The organism is Actinomadura sp. 3N407, assembly GCF_052245875.1.
In the GTDB taxonomy this organism is placed as follows: domain Bacteria; phylum Actinomycetota; class Actinomycetes; order Streptosporangiales; family Streptosporangiaceae; genus Spirillospora.
Genome location: NZ_JBQQBP010000015.1, coordinates 145,093 through 162,821, shown reverse-complemented (window position 1 = coordinate 162,821; position 17,729 = coordinate 145,093). Strand labels below are relative to the sequence as shown.

Sequence of the window (17,729 nt, the reverse complement as noted above, 5' to 3'; positions counted from 1 at the left end):
GGTGACGGCCGGATCAGGAGACGGGCTCGGACGCGGCCTCCGTCATGACCTTGGCGACGAGGCCGTAGGCGGCCGTCCAGTCACGTTCGAGGTCCTCGTTCCATTCGGGGCCGCTGAAGTGGGCGAGGGTGGCCAGGAGGCTGGCGCCCACGGGGGCGTAGTGGTCGCCGAGCACCCCGAAGCCCTGGTGCCGCCGGCCGAGGTCCCGCAGGAACGGGACGAGCGCCTCGGTGTCGTCGACGGTCGAGACGATCTGGGAGAGCGCGGCGAGCAGGACCTCGTGCTGCTTGGTCATCGCCGCCGGGAACATCGACCTGAGCTGCGGTTCCCGCGCGAAAAGGTCGGCATAGAAATATTCGGCGACGTCGACGCCGTTCGTGCCCACGAGGGCGAAATTGTCTTTGAGTTTCTGCGGGTCCACGGGCGCCACCTTCCGGGCGGTTCTCCGTACCGGGCGGGGTTTGGCCGGTGAGGGAAGCCGGAGAACCAACGGTGCATATGGGTAGTGGATGGGTCCGACCCGCACAAGTCCGCCAGCGTTGTCACGGCGTCACGGTCGGTGCACGGCGGTCGCGCCGCTTCCCCGCCACCGGCGCGAATGCGCCGTGACCAAGCAGTTATTGGAGCCCGAAAATCGGGAAGACCACATCTCGCGACCCGTCCGAAATGCGGAGCACTGGGCGATGTAACGTTCCAAAGAAAGGGTGACTGATATTGCTGTTATATGAAATTTCACGCACAAACCGTCAGTCGCGCAGCCGCTGGCTGACCACCTGGGTGACGCCGTCGCCGCGCATGCTGACACCGTAGAGGGCGTCGGCGCCCTCCATGGTCCGCTTCTGGTGGGTGATCACGATCAGCTGGGACGCCTCCCGCAGCTCCTCGAACACGGTGAGAAGCCGCTGCGTGTTGGTGTCGTCCAGCGCGGCCTCGACCTCGTCCAGGACGTAGAACGGCGACGGGCGTGCCTTGAACACGGCGACGAGGAAGGCGATCGCGACCAGGGACCGCTCGCCGCCCGACAGCAGCGACAGCCGCTTGACCTTCTTGCCGGGCGGGCGGGCCGCGACCTCGACGCCGGTGGCGAGCATGTCGCCCGGCTCGGTGAGCGACAGGCTGCCCTCCCCGCCGGGGAACAGCCGCGCGAAGATCCGCTCGAACTCGCGGGCGGTGTCGTCGTAGGCGGTGCCGAACACCTGCTGGACGCGCTCGTCCACCTCCTTGACGAGGCCGAGCAGCTCCCGCTGGGTCTTCTTCAGGTCCTCCAGCTGGGAGGTCAGGAACGCGTGCCGTTCCTCCAGCGCGGCGAACTCCTCCAGCGCGAGCGGGTTCACCTTGCCGAGCTGGTTGAGCTGCCGCTCGGCGGACTTGGCGCGCTTCTCCTGCACGGCCCTGTCGTACGGGACGGGCCGCGCGTCCTCTCCCTTGTCGAGATCGGGCGGGACGAGCTGGTCCGGCCCGTACTCCGACACCAGCGACTCGACCTCCAGGCCGAACTCGTCCAGCGCCCGCTGCTCGTACTGCTCCAGCCGGAGCCGCTGCTCGGCGCGGGCGACCTCGTTGCCGTGCACGACGTTGACCAGGCGTTCGAGCGTCCCCGACAGCTCGCGGACCTGGGTCCGCACGACCTTCAGCTCGGCCTCGCGGGCGGCCTTGGCCTGTTCGGCCGCCTCCCGCCGCCGCACGGCCGCGGCCAGGGAGTGCTCGATGCGGTCCAGGGCCGTCCTGGCGCCCCGGTGGACGGCCTTGGCGACCCTGGCCTGCTCCTCGCGGCGGGCGCGGCGCTGGGCGGCGCGGGCGCGTTCCTCGCGCTCGCGGCGGGCACCGCGTTCGAGCGCGTCGGCGCGGCCGGAGATGGCCTGGACGCGTTCCTCGGCGGTCCGGACCGTCAGCCGCGACTCCATTTCGGTGCTGCGCAGTTCCTGGCAGCGGGCGTTCAGCTCGTCGCGGGCCTGAGTGTCGTCGCCCGCCTCCTCGGCGACCTCCGCGGCCTCCTCCGACTCGGCGAGCCGCATCGCCAGTTCGTCGGCCGCCTCGGCATCGCGTTCCAGCGACTCGTTCGCCGCGTCGAGCGCCTTGGTCAGCCGCTCCGCCTCGCCCTGCGCGGCGCGGACGTCGGCCTCCAGGCGGGCGGCGCGCTGGGCCTCCTGAGCGGCCTGCGCGTCGAACTCACGCAAGCGCGCGCGGACACGGTCAAGCTCTGCCTGCGCCTGGTTGACCCCTGACTGGGTCTCGTTAGCGGCCGCTTCAGCGGCTTCCACCGCCGTCTGCGCCGCCTGCTCCCGCTCTATGGACGCCGTGAGGTCATCGGCCGCGACACCCGCCGCCGTCTCTGCCGCCGCCAGATCCTCGGTGGCCTCATCGAGCGTCGCGCGCATCTGCAGGAGACTCTGCCTGCCGCCCGCTGCGCCGCCCTGGGCCCAGTGCGCGCCGACAAGCTCCCCGTCACGGGTGACGGCCCGCAGAGAGGGCTCCCTGCGAACGAGCCCGGCGGCGGACGGAACATCGTCCACCACGGCAACGCCGCGTAGAAGGTGCTCGACCGCAGGACGCACGGCATCCGGCACCGTCACAGCGTCGACCGCATAGTCGACGCCGGGAAGCCGCCCGCCCGCCGCGACCGCTCCCCCGCCGATGAGCAGCCCGGCACGTCCGGCATCCCGGGAACGCAACAGCGTCAAGGCGGCCTCGGCCGTGTCCAGCGAGCCGACGGCGATGGCCTCGGCCGCGTTGCCGAGCGCGGCCGCGATCGCGGTCTCATACCCGGGGCGGACGTTCAGAAGCGACGCGACCGTCCCGAGGACACCCTCCAGCGAACCGTCCGCCCCCGCTGCGAGAAGGGCCTCCCCGCCATCGGCGGCGCTGGCCAGCGTCAGGTTGAGGGCCTCGATCCGGGCCTGCAACGCCGTGACCCTCTTCTGCGCGGCCTGATCCGCGGACCGTGCGGAACCCACCGCCGACCGGGCCTCCTTCAACGCCCGCCGCGGACCCTCCACCGCCGCGCGCGCCGCCTCGGCGGCGTCCTTGGCGGTGGCGAGCGCCTCCTGGGCCACATCGTGCTCGGCGGCCAGCTCCGGGTCCTCCACGACCTCGGCCTCGAACGCCTCGAACTCGGCCCGCGCGGACTCGGCGCGCTGCCCGGCCTCCTCCCGCGCCTCGGCGAGCCGCCCGATCTCCGAGCGTCCGGCCGCCGCCTTGCTGCGCAGCGCCTCGACCCGTCCCCGCAGCCGAGCCAGCTCCTCCCGCCGGTCGGCGGCGGCACGCGCGGCGGCCTGCAACCGCCGCTCCTCGGCGGCCAGGGCGTCCTCGGCGCGCGACCGCTCCTCGACGGCGGCGGAGAGCCCGTCCTGCGCCCCCTCCAGCGCCTCCCGGAGCATCTCCTCCTGCTCACGGATCTCGGCGGCCTCGCGTTCCATGTCCTCGGGATCGCGCCCCCGCCGCTCCTCTTCACGCGCCGCGGCGGCGTTGCGATGCCGCTCGGCCGCAAGATCGGCGACGCCGCGCAGCCGCTCCTTCAGCGCCGACAGCCGGAACCACGTGTCCTGCACGAGCGCGAGCTCGGGCGCCTGCTCGGCCTCCTCGGCCTCCAGCACGCCCTCACGTTCCTGCGCCTCGTTCAGCGCCCGCTCCGTCTCGGTGCGGCGCTCCCGGACGGCGGCCTCGTCGGCCGCCTCCTGCTCAAGCCTCGTCCGCAGGGTGACCAGATCATCGGCCAGCAGCCGCAGCCGGGCGTCACGCAGGTCGGCCTGGATGACGGCGGCCTTGCGCGCGATCTCCGCCTGCCTCCCCAGTGGCTTCAGCTGCCGCCGCAGCTCGCCGGTGAGGTCCTGGACGCGGGTCAGGTTCCCCTGCATCGCGTCCAGCTTGCGGAGCGCCTTCTCCTTGCGCTTGCGGTGCTTCAGAACACCGGCCGCCTCTTCGATCACCGCACGGCGCCCCTCGGGGCCCGAGTGCAGGACGCGGTCGAGCTGCCCCTGCCCGATGATGACGTGCATCTCGCGGCCGATGCCCGAGTCGGACAGCAGCTCCTGGATGTCGAGGAGCCGGCACGAGTCCCCGTTGATCGCGTACTCGCTGCTGCCGGACCGGAACATCAGCCGGCTGATCGTGACCTCGGTGTAGTCGATCGGCAGCGCGCCGTCGGAGTTGTCGATCGTCAGCACGACCTCGGCCCGGCCGAGCGGCGCCCGGCTGGCGGTGCCGGCGAAGATGACGTCCTCCATCTTGCCGCCGCGCAGCGACTTGGCGCCCTGCTCCCCCATCACCCAGGCCAGCGCGTCGACGACGTTGGACTTGCCCGACCCGTTCGGCCCGACGACGGCGGTGATGCCCGGCTCGAACTTCAGCGTGGTGGAGGACGCGAAGGACTTGAAGCCGCGCAGCGTCAAATTCTTCAGGTACACGCGTCCGCCGTCCTCCTGGGGTGACTAGGCGATGGCCGGGCAGCCGTGTTCGTTATACAACGGCCGAGGTCGACTCGGGCACGGGACGCGCGGTCGGCGCCATGGTTTCGGGTCACGGCGGTCATGAACCACCGGATGCCCCAAATGCCACCGATTGCTTCAGATGCCATCAGATTCGGACAGGCAGAACGCGTAACAAGGTTTGACCGAATCCAGACCGTTCCCCATACACCAGCACGAGGGTACACCCGGGCCCCGCCCAGGCCCCCTTTTCAGCCGTCACACACAGTGGCACCGGGCCGGCGCCGGGGGCCTGCCCCACTCAAACACCCACACCACCCATCACCACAACCACGCAACGACTTGAACTCCCTCGCGATCACGGACGAAGGAGGGGCCGGACACCCACATCAGCCACGGCGACCACGCGTCAACCCGAACCGCGGCGATCACGCCCGAAGGAGGAGATCACCCCGGAAGGAGGGAGTAGGCACCGACATCAGCCGTCGCCGCAACCACGCGACAACCTCGACAATCGCGATCGCGTCCGAAGGCAGATCCGAGCGAAGCAAGGATCTGATCGCGCAGCGAGCCGAAGCGATGCAGCGATCGCATAGCAGTTCCCGCCGAAGGAGGGCCCTCCAGGGCCCGGCGCCAAGGGAACTGCAATAAACAAGGGACGCCAGGTCGTGGCGTCCCTGTCCACCTTGAGAAAGGCGCCGATCAGGTCAGCGCCGGTTCACGGTCCTTCACCGCAAGGGACATCACATCGTCGTCCGGCGCCGTCGCGAGCGCGTCGTTCTCTGCCTGAAGCCGTACGAGCTCGGCTTCCAGATCACGTACGCGCTGCTGAAGGCGCCGCATCTCCGCGACCATCCGGGGGTCGGGACCGCCGACGTGGCCGAGTAGAGCCTTCGCCATGACTAAGGGTCCTCCACGCTGAGTAACCAGCAGGGATCGCGCACGAGAATCAGCTGAAGTCGGTGCGCGTATCGTCTAGAGTCGCACCGGCCGGTGTCCTGGTCAAGACGCACATCACAGGCCGGTAACAACCTTCCTCTACTAGTTTAGCAGGTATAAACCGGAACCCCCTACCCGGTCAGCGCTCGTGGAAACCGGAGCCCTCGCCGCGCGGCTCGCTCCAGCGGCCGGTCACGCCCGTCACCTTGCCGGGGCGTCCGGGCAGGCCGGCGGGCGCGTCGCCGTCCAGCAGGTCCAGGAGCCGCCGGCATTTCCGCCGGGGGCCTTCGGCGACGACCTCGACGCGGCCGTCGGCGAGGTTGGTGGCGCTGCCGGCGAGGCCGAGTTCGAGCGCCCGTGCCCGCACCCACCAGCGGAAACCGACCCCTTGGACGTGGCCGCGCACCCAGGCCGTCAGCCGGACGATCTCCTCATCACCGTCCATCGCGTCCCCCATCCCGATCGTGACTCCGGTCGCCCTAGCACCGTGCCCGGCGGGGACGCGGCTGGCACACGGGGCAACTGTAGGACGAGCGGTTCATGAACTCGTCGCGGCGGATCGGCGTGCCGCAGCGGCGGCACGGTTCGTCGCGCCGCCCGTAGGCGTCCAGGGACCGTTCGAAGTAGCCGCTCTCGCCGTTCACGTTGACGTACAGGCTGTCGAACGATGTGCCGCCGACGGCCAGGGCCGCCCCCATGACCTCCTGAGCGGCCTCCAGGACGCCCGCGGCCTCCGCCCGCGTCATCGTCTCGGTGGGCCGCGCCCAGTGCAGCCTGGCCCGCCACAGCGCCTCGTCGGCGTAGATGTTGCCGACCCCGCTGATCAGCGACTGGTCGAGCAGGGCCCGTTTGATCCCGGTTCTGCGGCGGCGGAGGGCGCGGAAGAACGTCTCGGCGTCGAAGGCGTCCTCCAGCGGGTCGGCGGCGATGTGCAAGATCGGCTCCGGGACGAGCCCGGGGCCGTCCGATCCGCCGATCACGTCCGGCACCAGGTCGGCGACCATGAGATGCCCGAACGTGCGCTGGTCGACGAAGCGCAGGTCGTGGCCGCCGTCGTCGAAGCCGATCCGGACCCGCAGATGTTTCTCGCGTTCCCGGTCCGGCTCGCCGACGAGCAGCTGGCCGCTCATCCCGAGGTGGGCCAGCATCGCCTCCCCCGGCGCTTCGCCGTCGTCCGCGCTCAGCGGCAGCCACATGTACTTGCCGCGCCGGCGGGGCGTCAGGACGGTGCGGCCGGCGAGACGCCCGGCGAAGTCGGCCGGGCCGGGCTCGTGGCGGCGCACCGACCGCGGGTGCAGCACCTCGGCGGACGCGATCGCGCGGCCGGCCGTCCAGCGGTCCAGGCCGCGCCGGACGACCTCGACCTCGGGAAGCTCAGGCACCGGCCTGGGCCGCCTGACCGGCCTGCCGCTGACCGGCCTCCTGTGCCCGCCCGGTCTCCTGCGCCTGCCCGGTCTCCTGCGCCTGCCCGGCCTGCTCGGCCTCGCGCTCCACGACGATCCGGCGGATCTCGTTCCAGGCGGCCTCGGCGGCGTGCTGCTCGGCCTCTTTCTTGCTGCGGCCCTCACCGGCCCCGTAGGTCGCCCCGCCGACCCGGACCGTGGCGCGGAACGTCTTCTGGTGGTCGGGGCCGCTCTCGGCGACGTGGTACTCGGGGACGCCGAGTTCCTCGACCGCGGTGAGCTCCTGCAGCGAGGTCTTCCAGTCCAGGCCGGCGCCGAGGCCCGCCGAACGGGTGATCAGCCCGTCGAAGAGCCGGTGCACCAGGGCGGACGCCTCGTCCAGGCCGCGGTCGAGGTAGACCGCGCCGATCAGCGCCTCCAGCGTGTCGGCCAGTATCGACGCTTTGTCGCGCCCTCCGGTGCCCTCTTCGCCGCGGCCGAGCCGGATGTGGGCGCCGACGCCGAGGCCCCGCGCGACGCCCGCGAGGGCCCGCATGTTGACCACGGCGGCGCGCAGCTTGGCCAGCTGCCCCTCGGGCAGGTCGGGGTGGCCCCGGAACAGGGTGTCGGTGACGACGAGCCCGAGCACGGAGTCGCCGAGGAACTCCAGGCGCTCGTTGGTGGGCAGCCCGCCGTTCTCGTAGGCGTAGGAACGGTGGGTGAGTGCGCGTTCGAGCAGTTCGTCTTCCACGTCGACGCCGAGCGCGCCGCTGAGTTCCGCGCGATCCGGCGCGGGGTCGCTTTTCTTGCCGCTCACAAGCCCTCCTCGCGGGCCGTGCACCGCGCGCAGGGCGCGGTCGCGTCTGTGGCGCGCGGCCGGGGCGGCCGGGACGGCGAGGACGCTCGGCGGGGAAGGTCCGCGAAGACGAGGTGCGCGCCGGTCGGTGATCCCGGCGTGCACCACGGCTCCGGGCGCAGTCTCCGCGCCGGTCACCACGCCGACGTCACGCGCCGGGGTGGTCGGGGTGCCTGTCCTGCCGCATCGCGGGGGGCGGGCCGCGCCGTCCGCGCGGATCCGCCCCCCAGGATGCGAGAAGACCGAAGGTTTTTCATCCGGCCTGCCGCCGGAGCCGTCACCAGGTGCCGGCGACCGAGGATGAAAGGTGTTCACTCAGGACGACGGGGTGATGACCTGCCGCCGGTCGTAGGTGCCGCACGTCGCGCAGGCGGTGTGGGGCAGTTTGTGGTCGCGGCACGTCGGGCACTCGACCAGGTTCGGCGCCGCGGTCTTCCACTGCGCACGCCGGTGCCGCGTGTTGCTGCGCGACTTCTTCCGCTTGGGGACGGCCACGTCAGCCCTCCTGCTTTCCTTCTCGTCGGTCGGATGAACCACGGGGGCCTGAGCTCCCGTCCCCCCGGCCGGGGGGAGCCGGCGCCAGGTCGCCGGCGATGTCCTGCAGCGCCGCCCATCGGGGGTCGGCGACGTCGTGGCGGTGGCCGGGTTCGGCGTCCGCCAGCCGTACACCGCAGTCCGGGCACAGGCCCGGACAGTCCTCCCGGCACAGCGGGGACAGCGGCAGCGCGAGCACCACCGCGTCCCGCAGGACGGGTTCGAGGTCGATCAGATCGCCCTCGAGGCGGAGTTCCTCGTCGCCGGCGTTCCCGCCGGAGCGGGTGTCGTCGTAGACGAAGAGTTCCTGGAAGTCCGCCTCGAAGGTCGAGGCGATCGGGTCGAGGCAGCGGGAGCACTCCCCCCGGAGGGGGACCGCCGCCGTGCCGGTGACGAGCACCCCTTCGAGTACCGCTTCGAGCCGGATGTCCAGCTCGATCGCGGCGCCCTCGGGGACGCCCACCATCTCGACGCCGAAATTCTCCGGTGCCGGCACGGACAGGTGCTCCTCCCGCGACGACCCGGGTTGCCTGCCCAGCGCTCGGGTGTCGAGCACGAGTGGGGCGTTGGGGTCGAGGCGTGTCAGTGGCTTCCTGCTTTCGTGAGGCATGAGAATGACGGCCGCGGGTGATGGCCGATGTCCCAGGGTACCGAAGACCCGGCGATTGCCCCAACTCGCGGCGCCCTCACCAGGGCCGGGCCGTCACTGGTCCTGCCGGAGCCGGTCCACCAGCCGGTCGTGCACGATGTCGGGGACGAGTCCGGAGATGTCACCGCCGAATTTCACGACCTCTTTCATCAGGCTTGACGAAAGGAACGCGTACTCGGGGTTCGTCGCCATGAAGAGCGTCTCCACGCCGGCGATGCGGTGGTTCATCTGGGCCATCTGCAGTTCGTACTCGTAGTCGCTGACGGCCCGGAGCCCGCGGACGATCACCGGGATGTCCTGCTCTTTGCAGTAGTCGACGGTGAGCCCGTAGAACGTGTCCACCTTGACGTTGCCGTACTCCTTGGTGACGGCGGAGATCATGCCGGCGCGTTCGTCGACGGTGAACAGGCTCTTCTTGTTCTTGTTGATCAGCACGGCGACGACCACCTCGTCATAGAGACGGGAGGCGCGGCTGATGATGTCAAGGTGCCCATTGGTCACGGGGTCGAACGATCCCGGACAGACGACTCTGCGCACGACGCGAACCCCTTCGGTCCCGGTTTCTGACCTGCGGCGCGAACGTACCAAATCGTATTCGGCCCGCTTTCACCCGGGCTCGTCCGGGGCGCGGGAGGCCGCCAGGCGGGCCAGTTCGGTGCGGTTGGCGACGCCGAGCTTGGCGTAGACGTGCGCCAGGTGGGTCTTGACGGTGCCGCGGCTCATGAACAGCCGCGCGGCGATCTCGGGATTGGACAGTCCCCGCACGGCGAGTTCGACGACGGACCGTTCGGTGGGCGTGAGGCTCTCCCACCCGGAGTCCGGCCGGCGGCGCGGCCCCCGCGAGCGGGCGGCGTAGGCGGCCGCGTCCTTCAGGTCCATCGACCGCCCCCGTGCCACGGCCGTTTCGTCCAGCCCCGCGCTCAGTTCGCCGGTGGACGGGCGCCGGTCGGCGCCGGCCTGTGACCAGGCCCGTTCCACGGCGCCGGCGAGGACGGCGGCGGCCTCGGCCATGCCGCGCCGCCGGTTCAGGACGGTCAGTGACTCCAGGCATCCGACGCATCCGAGGACGAGGCCGTTGTCGACGTTGATCCGCAGAGCCTCGTGGCACAGGTCGAGCGCGCGTTCGGTGTCGGTGGCCTGGGCCAGCAGCGCCTGCTGCTCCAGCACCGCCGCATGGATGCGCGGCATGCCGGGTGTCAGGGGCGAGTCCGCCAGGACCCGGAGGAGGTCTGCGGCGGCAGCCGCGTCGCCGGCTTCTCGCAGGGCGGTCGCCAGCACCAGCCGGGTCTCGGGGGTGAGCTGTTCGTCCCGGCGGCACCATCGCACCGCTTCACGCGGGCGGCCTTGTCCGAGGGCCAGGACGGCGTTGGTGCGCTCCCATCCCGGGATGTAGACCGGTTCGTCGGATCCGGCCACGAGGCGGCCGATCGGCGCGAGGGCGTCGACGGCGTCCTCGATCCGTCCCTGGAGTGCGCGGACCTCGGCCAGCGTGCAGCGGGCCACACCGATCCGGTGGAAGTCGCGCAAGGGCTCGGCCGTCTCCACGGCCCGTCCGGCGACATCGTCCGCGCGTTTCAGATCGCCCGACCGCGCGGCGGCCAGCGCGAGCCAGCTCAGCGCGGAGGACGCCACGCCCCGGTCGCCGCGTCGCAGGAGCCCGTCCAGGGCGCTCTCCAGATGATCGATCGCCTCGGCGTACTCGTCGCGCAGCAGGTGGACCAGGCCGGCCAGTGCCTGCGAGGAGTCCGCGACGAACCCGTCGCCCTCCCGCACGGCCTCGTCCCGGACCCGCACGGCCTCCTCGCGCGCCGCGCCGAGGTCCGAGGCCAGCAGCCCGATGGCTGCGATCGAGGCGGCCAGCCTGCCGGCCGCGGGCGCGCCGGTCTCGTCCGCCATCTCCCGGGCCGCCCGCACCGTCTCGTACGCGTCGGCGCCCGGCAGGGCCGTGTCGGCCACCAGCGCCTGCGCCACCAGCACCTCCGCCTGCAGGGGGCTCCGTTCGCCGCCGCCCCGTTCGGCCGCCAGGCGGAGCAGCCGCACCCCTTCGCTGCCCCGGCCCTCCAGGTGCCACAGCCACGCCATCGACGCGGCCAGCCTCCTGCCGCGCGCCGGGTCGTCGCGCGACAGTCCCCATTCGATGGCGGCGCGCACGTTGGCGTACTCGGCGCCGACGCGCGCCCGCCACAGGTCCTTGTCGGTCTCCAGCAGCGGCGCCAGGTCGTCCGCCAGCGACAGCTGGAGGTCCAGGTGCCGGTCCCGGGCGAGTTCGGTCTCCCGCGCCTCCTCCAGCCGGGCCAGCGCGTAGGCGCGGACGACCCCGAGCATCCGGTACCTGGCCACCGTCCCCGTCGTGTCGGCCACGACCAGGGACTTGTCGATCAGGCCGCGCAACGCCTTCAGCGGGCGCCCGCCCGCCGGGCCGCCCAGCGCGGCCAGGCCCGCGACGGCGTCGGAGGAGAAGCCCGGCTCGAACACGCCGAGCCGGCGGAACAGGACCCGCTCGTCGTCGTCGAGCAGGCGATGGCTCCACCGCATCGACCCTTCGAGCGTCTGCTGCCGGAACGCCGCCGTCCGCGCACCCCCGTCCAGCAGCAGGTACGGGTCGCTCAGCGAGTCGGCGATCTGCGCGGGCGACAGCGTTCCCGCCCATCCGGCCGCCAGTTCCAGGGCCAGGGGCAGGCGGTCCAGCCGGTCGCAGACGCGCCTGGCTCCGGCGCGCGCCTCCTCACCGGTCCGCGCGTCCGGGTCGTTGGCCCGGGCACGCTCCAGGAACAGCGCCTGCGCGTCGGGCAGGTCCATGGGCGGGACGCGCCACACCCGTTCGCCCTCCACACCGAGCGTGGCCCGGCTGGTGGCCAGGACCGCGACGCCCGGGCAGCGCGCCATGATCGCCGAGATCGCGCGGGCCGAGTCGTCCAGGACGTGCTCGCAGTTGTCGGCCACCAGCAGCAGCCGGCGATCCCGGAGGCCCTGCGCGAGCGCCGCGACCGGGTCCGTCCCCTCGGGCAGCGGGATCCCCAGCGCCTCGGCCATCCGGTGGACGACGAGTTCTCCGCCGGATTCGTGCTCCAGCCCCACCCAGAAGATCCCGTCCGGCCAGGACGGGGCCTGGGCGCGGCAGGCGCGGATCGCCAGCCGGGTCTTCCCGCAGCCTCCCGGGCCGACCAGGGACAGGACCCGTCCCGCCGTCACCCGGTCGCCGATCGCCGCGAGGTCCGCGGCCCGGCCGACGAACGACGACAGCTCGGGCGGGACGTGGTGGAGGCCGGCCGTCGCGGACGGTCCCCCGCCCATCAGCCGGCCGCCCCGCGCATATCGGCCAGGTGGCAGATGTTCCGGCCACGCCACGGCGACACGCTGGACCCGGCCGACGCCACCGGGGCGTCACCAGCGAAAGGACCGGACATGACGCACAACACCCAGCCCCAGGGCCGGCGGGTCGTCGCCAACATCTCCCTCTCCCTCGACGGCCGTATCCACGGGCGCGGCGGCGAGTACGACATGGGGTGGATCGCGCCCCACGCCGTCACGGACGCGCCTCGCGACCTCATGGTACGGATGACGAACTCGGCCACGACCGCCCTGATGGGCCGCAAGAACTACGAGGGCTTCGGCGGCTACTGGCCGGCCGTCGCCGGAGACGAGGCCGCCGAGCCCCGCGACCGTGAACTCGCCCGGTGGCTCGACGCGGTCGAGAAGGTCGTCTTCTCCACCACGCTCACCGAAGCGCCGTGGCAGAACTCCCGGATCGCCGGCGCCGGCCCGGTGGACGAGGTCAGGCGGCTGCGCGAGCAGGACGGCGGCGACATCGTCGTCCTTTCCAGCAGCAGCCTCATCCGGGCGCTGATCGAGGCGGACGAGGTCGACCGGCTGCAGATCACCCAGTGCCCCGAACTCGTCGGCGGCGGTGCCCGCCTCTTCGAGGACGGCTTCCCTTCGTCCTCATGGTCGCTGACCGACCTGTCCACGGCCGAGACGGGCGCGATCTGCCTGGTCTACGACCGGATCCAGGCCGGGGACTGACCCCCGGCGGCGGGGCCGGGACGCACTCGGCCGCGTTCCGGCCCGGCGCGGCCTCAGTCGGCCAGCGCGTCGACGATCCTGGCGGCGATCGGGCCGGACTCGATGCCGTAGCCGGGCGCCTCGGTCATCACCGCGACCGCGTACTTCGGGTCCTCGCGCGGGCCGAAGCCGATGAACCAGCGGTCGTTGTAGGGGGCGCCGGTGACGTCGGCGGTCCCCGTCTTGCCGCCGAGGATGGACGTGCCCTGCAGGGACTCGGCGGTGCCCCTCTCCACGACGGCCTCCATCATGTCCCGCATCTGCTCCGCCCGCTCGGACGTCATGGCCCGGGACATCCGTCCCGGCGAGATGTCGTCCACCGTCCGGCCGCCCGGGGCGCGCAGCTTGTCGACGAGATGCGGCTGCATGACCACCCCGTCGTTGAGGACCCCGGCGGCGACCATGGCCATCTGCAGCGGCGTGGCGACCGTGCTGCCCTGCCCGATGGAGCCGAGCGCGCCGAGCGCCGGCTCATCGGTCCGCGGGAAGGAGCTGGCCGCGCTCAGCAGGCCGTCCGCGTACTCGATCCGGTCGCCGAACCCGAATTCGGCGGCCTTCTCATGGACGGCGTCGCTGCCGGGCTCCTCCGCGCCCATGTAGGCGAACGTGGTGTTGCACGACTGCGCGTACGCCTCGATCAGCGGGATCCGGCTCAGATCGCACGCCCCGCCGATGTCGCCGGCGTCGTTGTTGATCGCCTGCCCGGCGCCCGGCGGTTTGTAGCTGCGTCCCGCCCTGACCTCGGTGTCCTTGCTCGCCCCGGCCTCCAGCGCGGCGGCGGCGACCACGGTCTTGAACGAGGAGCCGGGCGGGAACAGCTCCCTGGTGGCCTTGTTGAGCAGCGGCTTGAGCTCCTGGTCGTTGAGCCGCTCGAACGCCGCCTTCGCCTCCTCGCGGTCGAGCGTCGACACCTCGTTCGGGTCGTAGGCCGGCGTGGACGCCATCACCAGGACCGCGCCCGTGCCGGCGTCGAGGACGACGGCCGCGGCCCGCCGCGCGCCGGCGCCCTTGAGCGCGTCGTAGGCGGCGCGCTGCGCCCCGACGTCGACGGTGGCCTCGACTGTCCCGCCCGGAACGTGCTTCCCGAGGAGCTTGTCGATGAGGTTGGACGTGGCGAGCCGGTCGTCGGTCCCGTCCAGGAAGTGGTTCGCGGCGTCCTCCAGGCCGGTCTGGGAGAACACGGAGAAGTAGCCGGTGACCGGCGCGAAGACCGGGCCGTCCGCGTACCGGCGCCGGTAGCGCTCGTCGTCGATCTTCTCCGACCAGGCGAGGCGCTCGCCGTCCGCCACGATGGGCCCGCGGTCGATCTTGAATCGGTCGTCGAGCCGGCGGGCGTTGAGGGGGGCGTCCCGCAGCTCCTGGGCCTCGAATCCCTGCACGTAGGTGACGTTCACCATCAGCCCGATGATCATGACCAGGGTGACGACCCAGGTACCTGCCAACGCGCGGTCGATCCCGGGTTTCATGCGCGTGCCCTTACCCGAATCCGTTCCTGTCAAGGGCCCGTGGCGCGCCCGTACCAGAACGTCGCCTCGCCGTAACGCCGGTCCCGCTCGGCCTCGTACCCGTCCGGCCACCTCAGCGCCGGCCCTCGCGCGGCGCGTTCCACGACGACCAGCGCGTCCGGTGCGGCCCACCCGTGGTCGCGCAGGTTCTCCAGCAGGACGGCGACGGACGCGTCCGCCAGCGTGTACGGCGGATCCGCGAAGATCAGGTCGTACGGCTCGCCCGGCGGCCTGCGGACGACCCGCTCCACCTTGTCCGGGCACGGGACGGCGCCGGGCAGCCCGAGCACTTCGGCGTTCCGCCGGATCGCCTTCATCGCACGCGGATGCGACTCGACGAGCAGCGCGTGGGCGGCGCCCCTGGAGAGCGCCTCCAGGCCGACGGCCCCCGATCCCGCGTACAGGTCGGCGACGCGGAGCCCGTCCAGCGGGCCGAGGAGGGCCAGCACCGTGGAGAACAGGCCCTCCCTGGCGCGGTCGCTGGTCGGCCTGGTGTCCCGTCCCGCCGGGACGGCCAGCCGCCGCCCTCCCGCGCTCCCCGCGATGACCCTGGTCATCCCCCCAGTATCGCGCCGGCCCGACGTGCACGGTGCTCACATCCCGTCCGCCCGGGCAACGGAAGTCTGCGAAAACTGCACAACGCGCACGGCGGTCTCTTGTGGAACCACACCTAAATGACCAGAACGCTGTTCACAGCAACTACTGGACGTGTAAACGTGCTCGCAGGTTGTGCAACCGAATCCCCTCAGGAGAACTCTGTGCATCACGGTAGGAGACTGGCGGTGACGGCCGGCGCGACGGTTCTCGGCATCGCCGCCATGAGCGGCGTCTCACACGCCGAGACCTCCCAGCCCCCCGTCAAGCACGCGAAGGAGCCCTCACTCGACCTTCGCCTCGGCGCCAGTCTGAAATACGACGAGGGCACCAAGACCACCTCTGCGGGCCTCGACCTCGGCGCGGGCGTCAACACCCCCGACGGCGGCGCCGGGATCCGGGTCAAGACCGGCGCGAGCGCGTCCCTGCCCAACGCCACCGTCAAGGCGGGCGCCAAGGTGGAGGCCAAGGCCAAGTCGTCCGCCGGAAGCGCCGGGGTGACGGTCAAGACCGGCGCGAAGATCTCGGGCGGCGAGCAGGTCGTCAGCGCCGGAGCCGGCGTCGGCGCCTCGGTGGCCCCGGCCGGCGGCACGCCGCTGTCGGCGAACGTGTCGGCCAACGCGTGCGTCGGCTCGGGCTGCGAGGCCCCGACCCCGCCGACACCGCCCACGCCCCCGACCCCGCCGACACCGCCCACCCCGCCGGTGCCCCCGGGGACCCCGGCGCCGCCGAGCCCCTCCCCGGCGCCGCCCTCGCTGCCGTCGTCGCCGCTGCTGCCGGAACTCCCGTCCGGCATGGCGATGGGCCCCGGCGCCACGGCCGCCGGCGAGTTCACTCCGCCGAAGACGCTGCCCGTCACCGGGGCCGACGCGCTGCCGCTGGTGGCGCTGGGCCTCACCGCCATCGCCGCGGGCGGCGCCGCGGTGGCCGCGACCCGCAGGCGGACCGCCCGCGAGTCCTGAGCACCCCGTGCGAAAGGGCGTCTCCCACCGGGGAGGCGCCCTTCTCGTTCAGAGCCGCTCGGAGCTCGCGACCTTCCAGCCGTCACCCGAGCGCTGGAGCAGCAGCCTCCGGAACGAGACCGGATCCTCGTCGGTGCAGCCGCTCTCACACTCGCCGAGCGTCACCAGCGCCAGAAGGCGGTCCGCCTGCCCGGCCGGACGCAGACCGATCTCCACCGGCGTCCCGGACGCGACGGACGGGTCCCGCGACACGGCGTCCAGCGCCCCGCGGGCCTGCGGGCCCGGCCAGGACGCGCCCGCCGTGTCGGCCCGGGCCGAACCCGCCTTCAGCGAATACAGGCTGTCGAGCAGCCAGCCGTCCCCCTGCTTGACCATGGTCGCCCGCATCGGGTCCTGGAGCCTGCCGGGGTCGGCGTTCTCCGCGCGGACCGTCCGCCTGACGTACGACAGCACCGTCACCCTGCCGGACGACGCTGCCACCACGGCGGAGTCGACGACGTCGGCGGTGACCGAGCCCTTCTTGTCCTTCAGCTCCTCGCGGTAGTCGCGGGTCGCGAGCTGCCGGTCGTAGTCGGCGCCGTACCGGGGCGTGGACACCCGGTGCGCCGCCGCCACGTTCGCGTCGAGCGACGCGTGGTCGAAGCTCAGCACCGTCTCGATCGCCCGCGTGGCCGGCTCGACGGCCCCCACCGCCGCGCCGGGCGGCGCGGCGGAACCGGTGTCCGCCTTCGCGGGATCCTTCCCCGAGCCGCCCGACAGCAGCGTCCACGCCGTCCCGCCCACGGCGAGGGCGAGCAGCGGCGCCGCCACCGCGGCGACGATCCCCAGCATCCGCCGCCGGCGCGCCGGCGGGACCGTCTGCGGCTGCCGCACGGGGGCGGTCCCGCCCGAATCCGTGCCGGCCAGATGACCCGACCGCCCCACGGTCGGCGGTGCGAGCGGAGCCCTCGCGAAGTCGGCGCCGGTGCTAAGCGTCCCCTCGTCCCCCTGCCCGGCCGGGGCCTCGCCGCCGAGCAGGTTCAGCAGGACCTGCTGCGCCTCCGGGCGCATCGCCGGGTCCTTCGCCAGACATGACGCGACGGCCCCTCGCAGCGACTCCGGCAGCGCCGACATGTCAGGCTCGTAGTGCAGGATCCGGTGGAAGACCGCGGAGATCGTGTCGTTGCCGAACGGGTGCCGCCCCGTCGCCGCGAACAGCATCGTCGCCGCCCACGTGAAAAGGTCCACACCCGTGCCCAGTTCGGCGTCGGTCACCTGCTCGGGCGCCATGTACGACGGCGTCCCCACGACGCCGCTGCCCTTGGCCGCCGACGAGCCGATGACCCGCGCGATGCCGAAGTCGATGACGCGCGGCCCGTCCGGCCCCATCAGCACATTGGACGGCTTGAAGTCGCGGTGCAGGATGCCCGCCCTGTGGATCGCCGCCAGCGCCGTCACCGTGCCGATCGCCAGCCGGTCGAGGTCGGTCCCCGTCCGCGGCCCCTGATCGTTCACGAGCCCGCTCAGCGACGGCCCCGGCACGTACTCGCTGACGACATAGGGCAGATCGCCGGAGACGTCGGCGTCCATGACCTGCGCGGTGCAGAACCCCGCGACCCGCCCGATCATCCCCAGTTCCCGCTCGAACCGCGCCCGCCACTCCGGATCGCGGCTGAGCCGGTCGCGCAGCAGCTTCACCGCCGCCTGCACGCCGTCGTCGCGACGCCCCAGGTAGACGACGCTCTGGCCGCCCTCTCCCAGCCGTCCGACCAGCTCGTACCGTCCAAGCCGCACCGGGTCGTCCGGCAGCAAGGGGCCAACGGCCGTCATGGGAGCTCCTCCG

The 17,729-nt window shown here is 72.5% G+C and carries 15 protein-coding genes; 2 read left to right on the top strand and 13 right to left on the bottom strand.

The window, feature by feature from the left end; all coding sequences use genetic code 11:
- Window positions 1-13: 13 nt before the first annotated feature.
- From ACTWPP_RS32190 to ACTWPP_RS32145, 10 genes are all read right to left on the bottom strand, one after another.
- Window positions 14-421: a globin domain-containing protein gene (locus ACTWPP_RS32190; protein ID WP_443108150.1), complete on the bottom strand. Its 408-nt coding sequence runs from the start codon at window positions 419-421 to the stop codon at window positions 14-16.
- 325 nt (window positions 422-746) lie between these two features.
- On the bottom strand, window positions 747-4,403 hold the full coding sequence (gene smc, locus ACTWPP_RS32185; protein ID WP_443108149.1) for a chromosome segregation protein SMC: 3,657 nt from the start codon (window positions 4,401-4,403) through the stop codon (window positions 747-749).
- A gap of 723 nt (window positions 4,404-5,126) precedes the next feature.
- The gene (locus ACTWPP_RS32180) at window positions 5,127-5,324 is read right to left on the bottom strand and encodes a hypothetical protein (protein WP_083946295.1); all 198 of its coding nucleotides are present in this window, start codon (window positions 5,322-5,324) and stop codon (window positions 5,127-5,129) included.
- A gap of 178 nt (window positions 5,325-5,502) precedes the next feature.
- Window positions 5,503-5,808 (bottom strand): acylphosphatase, encoded by a 306-nt coding sequence (locus ACTWPP_RS32175; protein WP_443108148.1) that lies wholly within the window; start codon window positions 5,806-5,808, stop codon window positions 5,503-5,505.
- A 34-nt stretch (window positions 5,809-5,842) separates the two neighbouring features.
- Complete coding sequence (gene mutM, locus ACTWPP_RS32170) at window positions 5,843-6,745, bottom strand: bifunctional DNA-formamidopyrimidine glycosylase/DNA-(apurinic or apyrimidinic site) lyase (RefSeq protein ID WP_443108147.1); 903 nt, start codon at window positions 6,743-6,745, stop codon at window positions 5,843-5,845.
- Window positions 6,738-7,562: a ribonuclease III gene (gene rnc, locus ACTWPP_RS32165; RefSeq protein WP_443108146.1), complete on the bottom strand. Its 825-nt coding sequence runs from the start codon at window positions 7,560-7,562 to the stop codon at window positions 6,738-6,740. Before rnc ends, mutM begins: the two co-directional genes overlap by 8 nt.
- A 354-nt stretch (window positions 7,563-7,916) precedes the next feature.
- Entirely contained in the window at window positions 7,917-8,096 is a 180-nt protein-coding gene (gene rpmF / locus ACTWPP_RS32160) for a 50S ribosomal protein L32 (RefSeq protein ID WP_358451043.1), read from the bottom strand.
- A 1-nt stretch (window position 8,097) separates the two neighbouring features.
- A complete protein-coding gene (locus ACTWPP_RS32155) occupies window positions 8,098-8,745 on the bottom strand; it encodes a YceD family protein (protein WP_443108145.1) in 648 nt (215 codons plus the stop codon).
- Between the two features lie 93 nt (window positions 8,746-8,838).
- Window positions 8,839-9,321 carry a pantetheine-phosphate adenylyltransferase gene (coaD, locus tag ACTWPP_RS32150; protein ID WP_443108144.1) on the bottom strand — a complete coding sequence of 161 codons (483 nt, stop codon included), beginning with the start codon at window positions 9,319-9,321 and terminating at the stop codon, window positions 8,839-8,841.
- Between the two features lie 69 nt (window positions 9,322-9,390).
- A complete protein-coding gene (locus tag ACTWPP_RS32145; protein ID WP_443108143.1) occupies window positions 9,391-12,132 on the bottom strand; it encodes a LuxR C-terminal-related transcriptional regulator in 2,742 nt (913 codons plus the stop codon).
- A gap of 57 nt (window positions 12,133-12,189) precedes the next feature.
- Here ACTWPP_RS32145 and ACTWPP_RS32140 point away from each other — a divergent pair, with 57 nt between their 5' ends.
- Window positions 12,190-12,807 carry a dihydrofolate reductase family protein gene (locus ACTWPP_RS32140; protein ID WP_443108142.1) on the top strand — a complete coding sequence of 206 codons (618 nt, stop codon included), beginning with the start codon at window positions 12,190-12,192 and terminating at the stop codon, window positions 12,805-12,807.
- Between the two features lie 53 nt (window positions 12,808-12,860).
- On the opposite strand, the gene ACTWPP_RS32135 is transcribed toward ACTWPP_RS32140, so the two are convergent.
- Together ACTWPP_RS32135 and rsmD are read right to left on the bottom strand one after the other, a co-directional pair.
- Window positions 12,861-14,312, bottom strand: a complete 1,452-nt coding sequence (locus ACTWPP_RS32135) for a penicillin-binding transpeptidase domain-containing protein (RefSeq protein ID WP_443108141.1) — start codon at window positions 14,310-14,312, stop codon at window positions 12,861-12,863.
- A 29-nt stretch (window positions 14,313-14,341) separates the two neighbouring features.
- On the bottom strand, window positions 14,342-14,908 hold the full coding sequence (rsmD, locus tag ACTWPP_RS32130; protein ID WP_443108140.1) for a 16S rRNA (guanine(966)-N(2))-methyltransferase RsmD: 567 nt from the start codon (window positions 14,906-14,908) through the stop codon (window positions 14,342-14,344).
- Window positions 14,909-15,133: 225 nt separating this feature from the next.
- On the opposite strand from rsmD, the gene ACTWPP_RS32125 reads away from it, so the two are divergent.
- On the top strand, window positions 15,134-15,907 hold the full coding sequence (locus ACTWPP_RS32125; RefSeq protein WP_443108139.1) for an LPXTG cell wall anchor domain-containing protein: 774 nt from the start codon (window positions 15,134-15,136) through the stop codon (window positions 15,905-15,907).
- 48 nt (window positions 15,908-15,955) lie between these two features.
- Here ACTWPP_RS32125 and ACTWPP_RS32120 read toward each other — a convergent pair whose 3' ends face one another.
- Window positions 15,956-17,716 carry a protein kinase domain-containing protein gene (locus ACTWPP_RS32120; protein ID WP_443108138.1) on the bottom strand — a complete coding sequence of 587 codons (1,761 nt, stop codon included), beginning with the start codon at window positions 17,714-17,716 and terminating at the stop codon, window positions 15,956-15,958.
- Window positions 17,717-17,729: the final 13 nt, after the last annotated feature.

What these genes read in the sequence shown, in the direction of transcription:
- ACTWPP_RS32180 (WP_083946295.1), bottom strand. Translation starts at nt 5,324, where the DNA reads ATGGCGAAGGCTCTACTCGGCCACGTCGGCGGTCCCGACCCCCGGATG.
- ACTWPP_RS32175 (WP_443108148.1), bottom strand. Translation starts at nt 5,808, where the DNA reads ATGGACGGTGATGAGGAGATCGTCCGGCTGACGGCCTGGGTGCGCGGC.
- ACTWPP_RS32155 (WP_443108145.1), bottom strand. Translation starts at nt 8,745, where the DNA reads ATGCCTCACGAAAGCAGGAAGCCACTGACACGCCTCGACCCCAACGCC.
- ACTWPP_RS32140 (WP_443108142.1), top strand. Translation starts at nt 12,190, where the DNA reads ATGACGCACAACACCCAGCCCCAGGGCCGGCGGGTCGTCGCCAACATC.
- ACTWPP_RS32135 (WP_443108141.1), bottom strand. Translation starts at nt 14,312, where the DNA reads ATGAAACCCGGGATCGACCGCGCGTTGGCAGGTACCTGGGTCGTCACC.
- rsmD (WP_443108140.1), bottom strand. Translation starts at nt 14,908, where the DNA reads ATGACCAGGGTCATCGCGGGGAGCGCGGGAGGGCGGCGGCTGGCCGTC.
- ACTWPP_RS32120 (WP_443108138.1), bottom strand. Translation starts at nt 17,716, where the DNA reads ATGACGGCCGTTGGCCCCTTGCTGCCGGACGACCCGGTGCGGCTTGGA.